The organism is Cupriavidus sp. YAF13, assembly GCF_052113425.1.
In the GTDB taxonomy this organism is placed as follows: domain Bacteria; phylum Pseudomonadota; class Gammaproteobacteria; order Burkholderiales; family Burkholderiaceae; genus Cupriavidus.
In genome coordinates this window covers 17,181-29,816 of record NZ_JBFRDD010000008.1, presented here as the reverse complement: position 1 = coordinate 29,816, position 12,636 = coordinate 17,181, and the positions used below count along the sequence as shown (strand labels likewise).

Genomic DNA, 12,636 nt, shown 5'->3' with positions numbered 1-12,636 from the left:
GCTCACCTGCGCTTAGCCTGACCGCGCTGTATCACGCCAGGACTTTTGTCGCCAAGATCTAGACGGACTGGATTCGCTCGAGCCTGGCGACATACCGCCAGGCTTCGACGATGCTGTCCGCGGCGCGATCGATGTCGTCCTCTTCGGTAGGCCAGGAGATGACCGACAGGCGCATGATTTCGCGGCCCTTCCAGCAGGCGCCGCTGACATAGCAGTCGCCCGTGGACTGTACGCGTGCCACCACGTCCCGGGTCAAACGGTTGGCAGCGGCATCGTCCTCACCCGTACCGAAGCGGACGATGACCTGGTTGAGCGATACCGTGTTCAGCACAGTAATGCCGGCTTGCTCGTCCAGGCGCACAGCCATGCGGCGCGCCAGCCTGCAGTGGCGTGACACCATCTCGGCGATGCCCGCGCGGCCGAAATGGCGCAGCATGGCCCAGGTGGCGAAGCCGCGCGCACGGCGGGAAAGCTCCGGCACGTAGTGCGACGGATCGCGCTCGTCCTCGGCCGCATGGGGCAGGTAGCTGGCGGTAGCCGTCAGCGCGCGCCGGTGGGCTTCGGGATGGGCGACGATGGCATAGCCGCTGTCATACGGGGCCTGCAGCCATTTGTGCCCGTCGGTCGCCCATGAATCAGCGGCTTCGTAGCCGGGGGCGAGCGGCGCTGTCTCGGGGCACGCCCTGGCCCACAGGCCGAAGGCGCCATCCACATGCAGCCACGCGCCGCGTGCACGGATATCCGGCAGCATCTCCTGCACCGGATCGAACGCACCGGTATTGATCTGGCCAGCCTGCGCTATCACGATGACGGGGCCTTCGCAGGCGGCCAGCGCTGAGCCAAAGGGCGCCAGCAGCATGGCGCCGTCGTGCCCACTCGGCACGCGCTTGACGCGATCCCGCCCGAACCCCAGCAGGCGCAGCGCGGCAAAGACAGACGTGTGGGCCTCGTCGCCGACCAGCACGTGGATCTCGGGTGCGCCGAACAGGCCCTGGGCCTCCACATCCCAGCCGGCCTTTTGCAGGACATGGGTGCGCGCGGCAGCGAGGCAGGCAAAGTTGGCCATGGTCGCGCCAGTGACAAAGCCCACGGAAGCACCAGCTGGCAGGCGGAGGATATCGAGCAGCCATCTTGCCGATGTGTCCTCCGCGGCCGCGGCGGAGGGTGCGCCGTGGTGGTTGCCGCAGTTCTGGCCCCAGGCACTGGTGAGCCAGTCAGCGGCGACGCCGACTGGATGCGACGCACCTACGACCCAGCCAAAAAAACCCGCACCGGTGGTCGGGAGCAAGCCGGATTCCGCCAGCGCGCGCAAGGCATCGATCGTGTCCGCCGCTGGCATGCCGCTTTCGGGCGTGGGGCCGTCCCATGCCTGGCGGCATGCCGCGTACGATCTGGCAGGCGGCTGCACGTTTTCCGCAACCGATTCCCGGTATCGCGTGGCCGCCGCGGCAGCGCGGCCTAGTACACCGAGATCCCCTGTTTGCCTGCGCGACATACCAGTACTCTCCTGCAGCGTGATGCCGATCTCTTTCGAGAAGGGATGCTACACGAAATCGTCCTGCATTGAGGGGCCGGGCGGAGCAATGGGTGCCGGCGGTGGCGATATGCAAGGGCGCCCAGGAGCGGGAACGCCGCGACCTGCGAGCCCATCGGCACGTCCGCCGTCATCACGGGGCGCTTCGCTTTCAGGTCGATGCCGATGCGCTCGATCGATGTTGCTCGACAGCCCTCCCGCTAACATCGCGCCGAAGGAGGCAGCTTGCGTGCCGATGTGACGGAGCGAGATCTGGATGCAGCACTAGTCGAACACATTCCCCGTTCCCTGCTCGAACCTGAAGGCGCTTTCCTATGTTGGTCGCCAGGTTTATCTCGAAGCGGGACGCGAGGACTACTATCTCGATCTGCTCTTTTTCCACCTAAAGCTGCTCTGTTACAGAGTAATCGAACTGAAGGCAGGTGCCTTCAACCCTGAGTATGCGGGGCAGATCAACTTCTACCTGCAGGCGGTCGATGCCGAGACGAAGACAGCGGCCGACAGTCCTACTATCGGGCTGCTGCTAGGCTAGGAGCACAACCGGCGGGTTGTCGAATACGCACTGCGCAACATGGGAAATCCGATTGGCGTGACCCAGTATCAGCTGGCGGCGGAGCTACTGGCTAAACTGCAGGGAGCTCCGCCGAGCGTCGAGGCGCTGACTCTATAACTGGAACCTGATGCGCGTAAAAATGAGGGGAACTAAGCCTGAGACAGGCGCCGCTGCGCTCCCCGGGGTCGACAAACGAAACTGCACGCTCGAGTTGCCAGGTCAGGCCTCAGCGATCATATATTTATCCCGATTCTTGCCAAGCCATGCGGGTGCCCGGCCACGGCCAGACCAAGTCGCGCCCGTCTTGGGGTCTTGGTACTTGGGTGGTTGCACGGTGCGCGGGGCTACCTCTGTCTTCTCGCCCGACGCTGGTCGGCCACGGCGGCGTCGCAGTTGCAAATCGTCCGCAGTAAGGGAGAACTCGACCATTAGAGCTCGGATCTTCTCGATAACACCAGCGACTTCAGTTGCACGGACTTCGGCAATTTGCGCTTCGATTCTCTCTTTTTCTGCCAAGAGTTGCTTGTACGTCGCCATTATTACTCTCCGTTGGAAATGAATGATTCTACAGCAGCGATTAAACAAACGTAGCAGGCTAGAAATTCCGTTAAATATTCCGCATGGCACCGATCCACATACCGACACTATGCCCGCAATCTCTCGCCGCTGTTTCCGTCGAAGCTTCTCGCACTAGTGCTGGCTAGTAAAGGAAAAATACTCGCGCGCTGCCGGGTCAATCGACTCTGCCTTTGCGATGGTCAGATGCCAGAGCTCGCCAATGGAGCTTGGTTCTTCATCGTCAGAGCTGCCTGCATGAATATTGACAGGATCTCGGTCATTGATAACACAGCTCGCACTACCGCTCTCGTGCGCGGTGTCGGGCGTAAATGGCGTGTGAAGCGGATACGACGTGCGAGCTGGCGCGATCTAGCCGACCTGGCAGCCCATGCACAGGAATCGTCTGCCCATGACGCCCACGCTGGCCGGATGCTGGATCGTATCGCACAGTTTGCGCCGCGAGTCGCACCCGGCGACGGGCAGGGGGGCGCCAGGGTAGCGTGCGCTACGCGAACTGCGTACAGGGCTGACATCGTTGCCTTGCAGCACCAACCCCGGCATACTCCAGCCTTATGCAGAAACTCCGTGCACTCCTTGGCCCGTTGCGGGTATTCGATGCGGTTTGCCGCGCCAAGGGCGTTTCGCGCGCCGCTGAGGCGCTGCACGTAACGCCGGGAGCCGTCAGCCAGCAGATCAAGCAGTTGGAGTGCGGGCTGGGGTTGCAGCTGTTTCAGAAATCCGGGCGCGAGATCGAGCTCACCGCGGCAGGCGTGCAACTCGCCCGGCGCGTCTCCGATGCCTTCGATAAACTCAACGATGCGCTCGATGATGCGGCCGATCGTCGACTCGACAAGCGTCTGCGGCTCAAGGTGACCCCCACCCTTGCCATCCGCTGGCTGATGCCTCGGCTAGGCGGCTTCCACGCGCAGCATCCCGACATGGACCTCGAGATCGCGACGATCGCCAGGGCCGACGACATCCGGCTCGAGGGCGCTGACTGCGTCATACGGCATGGCGTGGGCGAATGGACAGATGTCGAGCTGGATCATCTGTTCGACGATGAATTCGTTCCAGTTTGCGCGCCCAGCCTTGCCGCACAGCTGCAGACGCCGCAAAACCTGCTGCAGGCCACGCTGCTGCACTCAATGCTACGACCTGAGGCCTGGGATTTGTGGTTCGCCTCTGCCGACCTGGGCGGCCTGTCTCGCTCCCGGGGAATGACGTTGGCCAATGCGGCGCTCTGCTACCAGGCCGCCGCAGACGGATTGGGTGTCGCGATCGCCCAGCGGGCCTACATTGATGACGATATCCGTAGCGGACGCCTAGTCATCGCCGTGGATCACGTCGCTCGAACGGAGCGCGGCTACTATGTGGTCTGTGATCCGCTGAGGGCGGACGCAGCTCCCGTGCGGCTGTTTCGCGAGTGGATCCGTTCGGTACGCTAGCGATTGCTCGAGGGGCAGGCCCGCACAAGTACATAGCGAAAAGTTGCTGGGCGAGCCAGGGTCAAAGGAAATTCTCGCGCAATGTCTTGGCAGATCTCTCCTGACGTCAACCTTCATATAGCCCTTGCCGCCTGGCTGGCGCTCGTAGTGGCTATTTGCTCGAACTAGGGGCGCCGTATTCCGTTGCGTCTAAGCCGTCGAGCACAAAGAGTCCAAAGCGATGCAGTGCCGTCTCGAGGTTGGGTGCACTGAGAAGACTCAGGCAGAGAAACTTCAGCGTGCCATCGCGAAACGGTCGGCGTGAAGGTGCCGGCCATCTCATCGTCGAGTTCGATTGCAAGCGCGGGATATCTCAGATTCGGTTGTTCATTTTCTCGTGGGCATCCACGAGCTGAGCAAGCAGTTTCATGAAAACGACGCGTTCCTCCGCAGGCAGTGGCTCAATCAAGAGCTCCTGCGAGCGGTGTATGTTTTCTTGCAGATCATTGATCAGTTTTAGCCCTTCTTTGGTGATCACCGAAAGTCTTGATCGACGGTCGTCTGGGTTTACCCGGGTATCGACCAATCCTTTTTCACCCAACCGTCTCAGTACTTCGGCAGTTGTCGTGCGGTCTAGGGAGAGCTCTCGGCCGATTGCTTTCTGATCAAGCCAGGGATTCATCGATAGTGCTGTAAGCATGCCGACCTGAAGCGGTGTAATGCTCTCTGAGTGGCACAAATCGAAGAAGATCGCCTGGCCAATCTGGTTCAGGCGACGAATCAGGAAGCCAGGCCGGTCCCACATAACTTGACGAACAGGGCTGAAGGGCAGCGGAACTGAGGACTTAGCCGGCTCGATTGGACTGTTCTTTTTCTTCTTCTGAGCGGGAGCGCGCCTTGTGGTCATCTCGGAATTGCTGGTGTTGTCATGCGATGAGTGTATCACTCCGATGGTTGTGATAAGGAAACCAACTACGGCTCATTTCTGCGATAACAGATCGACCTTGAGGTACTCACCAAGAAGACGGTAAAAATCTCCCTCATCATCCCACGGAATCATATGTCCCGCGTTGGCTGCAGTGCATTGCACCAGACCCGGTGCAAGCGTTTTGATCTCCGCCAAATCGTCCGGCAGCAATACGCCCCCGCGTCCTGCCGCCATCAGAAGTCCGGGGATATGCAGCCTCGGTAAGTCAGCGTGGATGTCGTCCAGATGGAACCCGTAGTACGCTTGTACGACAGCGTCCTCATTGCAGGTGTGCAACCATTCGGCCCGCAGCCGCAGTTGCTCCTCAGACCAAGTCGGCGCGAAGGGGCGAAGTTCTTCGGCTGTCGTGCCCTGCGCGGCTAGCCGAATTGAGTCTACATACCAGGACAGCGGAGTCGGGTAGGTACGGCGGCCGGGACCGGTCATTGGCGGATCGATTAGCAGCAGCTCGGCTATGCGCTGCGGATTGCGAGCCGCGGCGCGAATCGCTACTCGAGCGCCCATCGAGTGGCCCAGCAGCGTCCCGGATGGCCATGCCAGGACGTCCAGTAAGTCGAGCACGTCCGACGCCATCGCATCCAGGCTCGCGTTGATGCCAGGCGTGCTGGACGACAAGCCTCGGCCGCGGAAGTCGAGGACATGGACATCGTAGTGACGTGCCAATCGCTCGGCGACGAAGCCCCAAGTAATGGCTGGGCTTGTGATGCCCGGCAGCAGGAGTAAGCGAGGCCCTTGCCCTCCATAGCGCAGCAGGTGAAGGCGCACCCCGTTGGCGCGCACGTGATGACCGTAAGGCAATGAACTCATTGAAACTCCTGAGCGGCTTGTACGTGGACAAAAAGGCAGACGTGTGCACTACGGAGACCTGCTCGACGTTAACTAGCCCGCTGCGTAGGTGCTGTTGGCTCCGATGCGAGTTATCCGGGCCTTCAGCGCTCCTGCACGTTGATCTCGAGATTTGAAAATCTGAGGGGCGGGTCGAGCAAGCCGCTTTACGCCTGTGGGGGCTTTCCAAACCACCCACGCACGCGATTCCAAAGCACGCTCCACATCATCCCGGCGATCGAGACCGAGGGCTGTGGCTTGTCGGACGGCGCCGTTTGTCCGCTGAGGCGGTACGTGATTTGCTTGCCGAAGTCGGCCACCATGCGGCGCACGAAGTCTTTGACGAGACCGGAGCGCGAGAATTGCGCTAACGGTCCCTGCAAAGCGTACACCATGTCCACATGAACACGGGTGTTGTCCGCCGCCAAGGTCTCCAGTCGATAGGTAATATCTCCTTGGGTGCGCGAATTGCTCAGGCTGTCTTGACCGGCACCGCGAAGCACAGCGCGCTTCGCAACGTCGTCACGCTCCAGCCGCGCCGCACCTGCGAAGGCCGCCGACATCGGACCAAACTTGATGGCAATTGTGCCCCTGACCTTCTCACCCTCGTGCGAGTCGATAGTCGCGCCAGGTAGGCACGATGCGACCGCAGGCAGGTTACCCATGAACTCCCATACCTGCTCCAGCGGGTACGGTACATCGAAATTGACGTCAATACAGTTGCCTTTAGCTTTCGCTTTCGCCATTGCGGCGGGGTCGACATCCGCGAGTTCCGTATGTGCGGCCGACGCAGCAGTTGACGGTCTCCTCGACAGTTGAGACGCCTTTTGCAGCGAATCCGTCATGAATGGGGGCGTAGGCGAACATGATTTTGGCGCCGTCGACCTTGGCTGATTTGCCTGCGTTGGAACGGAGGCGCAGTTGATTGCAATCGCGCGTGATGCGTGCCACGTCTCACGCAACTTTTGGACTCGCGGGTCGGGCGAGTTACGCTGATTTTGCAGTACGTCCAAGATCGCGTTCACGATGCCTTGGTATCCAGTACAACGGCACAAGTTTCCAGACAACTCAAGACGCACCCGTGCCTCGCTCGCGTCAGGCAGACGAATTACGATGTCGCGCGCCGTGGCGAGCATGCCGGGCGTGCAGAAGCCGCACTGCAGTGCGTGGTGGCGCGTGAATGCTGGGCGCAGCAGTTGCATCACTGCATCGTCGTCGTAGCCTTCGATCGTTGTGACCTCGTGGCCCTCACATGCCACGGCGAAGGTGATGCACGAGCGTGCCGGTTGACCATCGATCAGAACCGTGCAAGCGCCACAGACACCGTGCTCGCAGCCCAGATGTGTGCCCGTGAGATGCAACTCGTCACGCAAAAAGTCGCCGAGGTGCATTCTCGGCTCGGCTTGCCGGCAGACGCTGCGGCCGTTCACTTGAATGGAAATGGGGTCCAAGTCTTCACTCCGATGGGGCTTGTCGCCGGGCAAGAACGCCGGCTTGCTCTAGTGCACGCTCAACGCATGCTGTAAAGAGCTTCTGATCGCAGAGGTCGCGCTCGGGAAGCGCCGTGCTGACGGCCGCACGCAGTTGCTCACGACTCGCGGCGTTGGCGCCCTCGCTGGCGATCGTGGCCGCGAGGTCTTTCAGGAGGATAGGTGGCCCATCGACAGCTCCTAGAGCGATGCGCGCGCAGTTGCGCGCGGCGTCGAGATAGACCGCCGCGCTAGCTTCAGCGAATTCGCCGGGCTTGCGGCAAAACTTGTAATACCCCCACCGCGTGGTACTCGTTTGGGACGGCACAGCGATTGAGACAATCAACTCATCAAACTCGAGCACGGTTGTATAGGCGCCGAGCATGAACGCATCAGCCTCAACCGTGCGTTCCCCGCGCGGGGACCTCAAACGGATGCGCGCACCCAGTGCCGCGAGCGTGACGACCCAGTCAGCCGCGGGGTCGGCGTGTGCGAGGCTGCCCCCGACCGTGCCGCGCGTGCGGATAGCGCGATAGGCGATGCCCGCCGCGACCCGCTGCATCGGATGCTGCACCAGGGGCTTGTGCAGGCCGTCCTCGATTTCGGCGTGCGTGACGGCGGCGCCAATTTCGATAGAGTCGGCCATTTGACTAACGCTGCGTAGGCCTGCGATGTTGGCAATCTCAACCACCTCCGATGGCCGCGCCAGTCGCAAGTTGAGCATCGGGCCGAAAGACTGGCTGCCGCTGATCGCTTTCGACGCTCCGCGACCCTTGGCCAATAGCTTCAGCGCCTCATCCACCYCGAGGGCTCGTGTGTATGCGAATTTAGCGGCCTTCACTTCGTGCCCTCCTGTTCCTGTTGCGAGGCCTCGAGAGCCTTGAGCAGACGACGTGGTGTTAAAGGGGTCATAAGTAGCTCCGCAGCGCCAGTGCCCTGCAACGCGTCATTTACCGCGTTGAAGATTACTGCGGGGGGCGCAATTGCGCCGCCTTCGCCCACGCCTTTGGCGCCGAACTCGGTGTGGGGAGACGGTGTCTCGAAGTGATCGATGCGAATGCGCGGCACTTCGGTTGCGCCAGGCAGGATGTAGTCAGCTAGCGTGGAAGCCAGTGGCTGACCCTGATCGTCGTAAGGACTCTCCTCGTACATCGCGGTGCCGATGCCTTGGGCAATCCCTCCGATGGTCTGCCCCTCGACAATCATGGGGTTGACGATCGTGCCGCAGTCTTCGACCACCACGTAGTCGAGGATTTCGACATTCCCCGTTTCGGTGTCGACCGCGACAACTGCCGCGTGGCTCGCATACGTGAAAGTGCCGGTGTCGACTTTGGGCTTATACGCACGCGACACTTCCAACCCACCAAGATGGACGTTGGAAGGCAATTCTTGTGGCGTGAGATACCAGGCACGTCCCACGTCGGCCAGGGAAATTGATTTTTCGCCCGCGAAGGCGCGCCCTTCCAGCAAAACGACGGCTTGCGGCTCCACTCCCATCAGGTGGCCGGCGATCGCCTGCAAGCGTGGCAACAGCTCCTTGCATGCGGTTGAGATGGCGCCGCCTGACATGACTGTTGCGCGGGAAGCGTACGTGCCCGAAGAGAAGGGGGTCAGGGCGGTATCGCCGTGAACGACTCGGATGCGCACGATGGGGATCCCCAGCACGTCGTGCGCAATTTGGGCGAAAGTAGTCTCCATGCCCTGGCCATGTGAATGCACGCCGACTCGAACTTCGAGTCCTCCGTCCGCAGTCAATTTGACCGAGGCCTGGTCGTGTCCAGGCACGACCGGCAACCCCCAGGTGGCGAACACCGACGTGCCATGGGCGGACTGCTCCGTATAGGTTGCAGTGCCGATGCCAATGCGGCGTCCATCCGGTTCCCCACGAGCCTGACGCTCCCGCACCGCCTCGACTCCAATCATCTCCAGCGCACGCTTGAGACTTTTTGGGAAGTCGCCGCTGTCAAAGTGCTTGTTGGCAACGTTGACATATGGCATCTGATCGGCCGGAACCAGGTTCTCCATGCGGACTTGCCAGGGCTCGCGCCCGACCTCACGCGCCAGTGCGTCCATCAAGAGTTCAATTGCGAAGCACACTCCCGTTCGCGCCACGCCCCGGTAGGGCATGAAGCCTGGTTTGTTCGTTGCGACGCAGACTGTCTCGCAGCGATAGCCGCGAAAGGTGTATGGGCCCGGCAGATTCCCAAGAGCCTGACCTGGCTCCAGACCGATGAAGAACGGCCAGTACGAATATGCGCCTCCGTCGATCGTGATCACCGCGTCCAATGCCAGCACCTTTCCAGTTCGATCCGCATAGGCTGTTACCTGATAGTGGTGCTGACGCGTGTTGGCGCCAACGATCAGGTGTTCACGCCGGTCTTCGAGGTAGCGAAATGGCCGTCGGTAAGTCTTGGCCAGCCACGCGATGCACAGATCTTCCGGGTACAGCATCCCTTTGTAGCCGAAGCCACCGCCGACGTCGGGCGACACCACGCGAACGGCCTCTTCAGGCATATCAAGATGCTGTGCTACTCCGGTGCGCACCAGGTGCGGCACTTGCGTTGCACTAACCACGACGAGTTGATCGGCCTGGAAGTCCCAATAGGCCAACACCGACTTGCCCTCCATGGGTGCAATGCACTGGCGTGAGAGCTCGATGGTGCGGCTGACTTTGACCTCTGCCTTGGCGGCGAGTTCGTCGAAGTCGCGGTCGGCTCGCAGCGTCAAAAAGACGTTGTCTTTCCATCCGGCATGCATGAGTTCACCCTCAGCTGCAAGCGCAGACCAAGAGTCGTGATAGATGGGCAACTCCTCATACGAGACATGCACTTGCTCAAGCAGGTCCTCTGCGACCGCACGCGTCGGGGCGATGGCCATAGCCACTGCCTCTCCCACGAAGCGTACCTTGCCGCTGGCCAGTGGCGGCAGCAATGACGGCTGATATGTTGGCAGCGACGAAGGTGAGCCGATGTCTGCTGCGTCCGCCATCATCTCGCGCAGAAACACTTGCCCTGTCAGTTCCTCCGGAAACTCGACACCAGTGATGGTCGCGTGCGCCAAAGGGCTGCGCAGAAAGGCGACTTCGTGCATGCCCGGTATCACGAAGTCGCCTACGAAGTTCCCTTTGCCCGCCAAATGACGGGCATCCTCCTTGCGCAGCACTCGCGCCCCGATGCCTTCGCGCTTGCGTAGCCGCGCCGGGATTTCAGTCTGGTCCATGATTTTCCTTGGTCTTGATCACTTTGCGTTGCGCTGGAGCGCGTTGAGCGTGTAGCCGTCGCTCGCCTTCCACGGTCCCGTTGCTCAACGCATCGGTGAGTTGCAGTCGAGGCACGATTGAAGCCCTTGTTCAAGTGATCGAAGTTTAGGAGACGTGAGGTCTCCAGGGGCGTGCCGCTCAGCAGCCTTGCCGTGCTCCAGCGCAACCGCCGTCCGTAAAACTGCATACTAGGCATAACACTGAGTAATTATGCGCGTCGTTGGGCTATCTCTATTATCAGTAGAAACCCTAATGTCATGGTAGTCACCACGTGCGATTTTTTCGTAATTAATACAAGGACATAGGAGAGATATGCTTGCTTCTCTCGCCGCTACCTTCTCATGTTATCAGTACAAACCCGCAGTTGTGGATGGCTGATGTAAACACCATAATAGGTCGTGCACTGAGTAAATTACACAACAGGTGTAGCGTCAGGAGTTGTCAATGGATTGGATCAAGGTTGCGCTCGCGCCGGAGCTGGGCAACGACGAGGTAAAGATGGTCAATGTCGCTGGCTGCGGCGTCGCGCTTTACCGTGTCGAAGACGAGTTTTTCGCGACGGATGCCATGTGCACGCACGGAAAAGCGCTGCTAGCCGAAGGCTTCGTGGAAGACGGCTGTATCGAGTGCCCATTGCACCAGGGGCGCTTCGACATCCGCAGCGGAAAGGCGATGTGCGCGCCGGTAACCGTGGACTTGCGCACACACACAGTCAAGCGGGAGGGCGACGACATCTACGTTTTGTCGCCTAGAAGCAAGTGAAGTCGCCCGGAATTGTTATCGTTGGGGCAGGGCAGTCGGCTGCCGTCGCGGCACACGCGTTGCGCGAACATGGCTACCGCGGGCACATTGCCATGCTGGGCCGAGAGTGGCACAAGCCTTATGAGCGTCCTCCTCTGTCTAAAGCAGTCTTGGTTGCCGCGCAAGAGCCCCTACTCGACGTACTGGCGGAAGAAGCCTGGGCGCGCAGCAACATCGAGCTGCTGAACGGTAGCGATGTGGCTGCTTTAGATTTGGCGCAGCAGGAAGTCCGCCTCGCTAACGGTCAGACGATTGAGTACGAAAAGTGTTTGGTCGCCACGGGCGGCGAAGCCAGGACGCTGCCGTGTTGTCCGCCCTACAGACGTCGCGTGCACTACATACGTACGTTGGATGACGCACGACGGCTGCGCGTAGCGCTCCAACGCAGGCCGCAAGTTGCGATTCTGGGGGGCGGCTTCCTCGGCTTAGAAATAGCACATGCAGCACTTGCCGTGGGGGCGTCGGTCACCGTGCTAGAGCGCGCGACGTCTCTGCTCGATCGTTTCCTGCCACCGGAGGTGTCCGCGTGGCTGCAGTCCAACTTGTGCCGAGCAGGGGCGCGGGTGCTTCTCGGCACCTCCGTCAGCGACGCCTTTCCAGTCGAGACTGGACGTATGCTGCTGGCGACGGACGCGGGCGCGCGGCTTGAAGTCGACGAGGTCGTTGTCGCGATTGGTCTGTCGCCGAACGATGCTCTGGCCCGTAACGCGGGCCTGGAGATTGGGCCTGGTGGTGGCGTACTGGTGGACGCCAATTGCCGCACCAGCAATGAGCACGTGTTCGCCTGCGGTGACTGCGCCAGCCAGCAACGTCCAGGCCAAGCTCAGCCGACACGTCTGGAGTCGTGGCAGAACGCGAACGAGCAAGCACGCACGGCCGCCGCTGCCATGCTCGGCGCTTCCCCGCCGAAGCCCCCGGTACCGTGGTTTTGGACCGATCAAGGCGCGCACAACATTCAGATGCTCGGCCTGCCAGCAGACGACCTCGAGTATGTGCGTCGCGGAGATCCTAGCAATGCCAAGGCGTTGTGGATCGGCCACCGCCGCCTTGTGCCCATCCACGCAGTCGCTATCAACGCGGGCTCCGAGCTACGCGCATTGCGACCGCTTTTCGATCGGGACCAACCGGTACAGCTGCAGGACTTCCATCTGGACACATTGAATCTTCGCGCTTGGGCCAAGCAGCAGGCGCTGGCCGACGCGGCGGTCCCACGTTAATCAAAGGA

Annotated in this window: 12 protein-coding genes and 1 pseudogene; 5 read left to right on the top strand and 8 right to left on the bottom strand. The window is 61.1% G+C overall.

Annotated elements, in window-relative coordinates; genetic code table 11:
- Positions 1–58: 58 nt before the first annotated feature.
- Positions 59–1,339 (bottom strand): pyridoxal phosphate-dependent decarboxylase family protein, encoded by a 1,281-nt coding sequence (locus tag AB4061_RS09050; RefSeq protein ID WP_441632910.1) that lies wholly within the window; start codon positions 1,337–1,339, stop codon positions 59–61.
- Between the two features lie 493 nt (positions 1,340–1,832).
- Between AB4061_RS09050 and AB4061_RS09045 the strand changes: the two genes are divergently transcribed.
- Positions 1,833–2,066 (top strand): PDDEXK nuclease domain-containing protein, encoded by a 234-nt coding sequence (locus AB4061_RS09045; RefSeq protein WP_441633182.1) that lies wholly within the window; start codon positions 1,833–1,835, stop codon positions 2,064–2,066.
- Positions 2,067–2,306: 240 nt separating this feature from the next.
- Here the strand turns inward: AB4061_RS09045 and AB4061_RS09040 are convergent, their stop codons facing one another.
- Complete coding sequence (locus tag AB4061_RS09040) at positions 2,307–2,624, bottom strand: H-NS histone family protein (RefSeq protein ID WP_441632908.1); 318 nt, start codon at positions 2,622–2,624, stop codon at positions 2,307–2,309.
- A 225-nt stretch (positions 2,625–2,849) separates the two neighbouring features.
- On the opposite strand from AB4061_RS09040, the gene AB4061_RS09035 reads away from it, so the two are divergent.
- Positions 2,850–3,314: an FUSC family protein gene (locus AB4061_RS09035; RefSeq protein WP_441632906.1), complete on the top strand. Its 465-nt coding sequence runs from the start codon at positions 2,850–2,852 to the stop codon at positions 3,312–3,314.
- Complete coding sequence (locus AB4061_RS09030; RefSeq protein WP_441632904.1) at positions 3,218–4,090, top strand: LysR substrate-binding domain-containing protein; 873 nt, start codon at positions 3,218–3,220, stop codon at positions 4,088–4,090. Before AB4061_RS09035 ends, AB4061_RS09030 begins: the two co-directional genes overlap by 97 nt.
- A 205-nt stretch (positions 4,091–4,295) precedes the next feature.
- Here the strand turns inward: AB4061_RS09030 and AB4061_RS09025 are convergent.
- From AB4061_RS09025 to AB4061_RS09000, 6 genes and pseudogenes are all read right to left on the bottom strand, one after another.
- A pseudogene (locus tag AB4061_RS09025) lies at positions 4,296–4,446 on the bottom strand (AraC family transcriptional regulator); the annotation flags it as partial.
- Entirely contained in the window at positions 4,443–4,976 is a 534-nt protein-coding gene (locus tag AB4061_RS09020) for a MarR family winged helix-turn-helix transcriptional regulator (protein ID WP_441632902.1), read from the bottom strand. The gene AB4061_RS09020 and the pseudogene AB4061_RS09025, both read right to left, overlap by 4 nt.
- 72 nt (positions 4,977–5,048) lie before the next feature.
- Positions 5,049–5,864: an alpha/beta fold hydrolase gene (locus tag AB4061_RS09015; protein ID WP_441632900.1), complete on the bottom strand. Its 816-nt coding sequence runs from the start codon at positions 5,862–5,864 to the stop codon at positions 5,049–5,051.
- Between the two features lie 185 nt (positions 5,865–6,049).
- The gene (locus AB4061_RS09010; RefSeq protein ID WP_441633180.1) at positions 6,050–7,273 is read right to left on the bottom strand and encodes a xanthine dehydrogenase family Fe-S subunit; all 1,224 of its coding nucleotides are present in this window, start codon (positions 7,271–7,273) and stop codon (positions 6,050–6,052) included.
- Positions 7,274–7,337: 64 nt separating this feature from the next.
- Positions 7,338–8,192 carry an FAD binding domain-containing protein gene (locus tag AB4061_RS09005; protein ID WP_441632898.1) on the bottom strand — a complete coding sequence of 285 codons (855 nt, stop codon included), beginning with the start codon at positions 8,190–8,192 and terminating at the stop codon, positions 7,338–7,340.
- Positions 8,189–10,570, bottom strand: coding sequence for a xanthine dehydrogenase family protein molybdopterin-binding subunit (locus AB4061_RS09000; protein WP_441632896.1), 2,382 nt, complete (start codon positions 10,568–10,570; stop codon positions 8,189–8,191). Before AB4061_RS09000 ends, AB4061_RS09005 begins: the two co-directional genes overlap by 4 nt.
- 484 nt (positions 10,571–11,054) lie before the next feature.
- Between AB4061_RS09000 and AB4061_RS08995 the strand changes: the two genes are divergently transcribed.
- Together AB4061_RS08995 and AB4061_RS08990 are read left to right on the top strand one after the other, a co-directional pair.
- Positions 11,055–11,372 carry a non-heme iron oxygenase ferredoxin subunit gene (locus AB4061_RS08995; protein WP_416047168.1) on the top strand — a complete coding sequence of 106 codons (318 nt, stop codon included), beginning with the start codon at positions 11,055–11,057 and terminating at the stop codon, positions 11,370–11,372.
- Complete coding sequence (locus AB4061_RS08990; protein ID WP_441632894.1) at positions 11,369–12,628, top strand: NAD(P)/FAD-dependent oxidoreductase; 1,260 nt, start codon at positions 11,369–11,371, stop codon at positions 12,626–12,628. Before AB4061_RS08995 ends, AB4061_RS08990 begins: the two co-directional genes overlap by 4 nt.
- Positions 12,629–12,636: the final 8 nt, after the last annotated feature.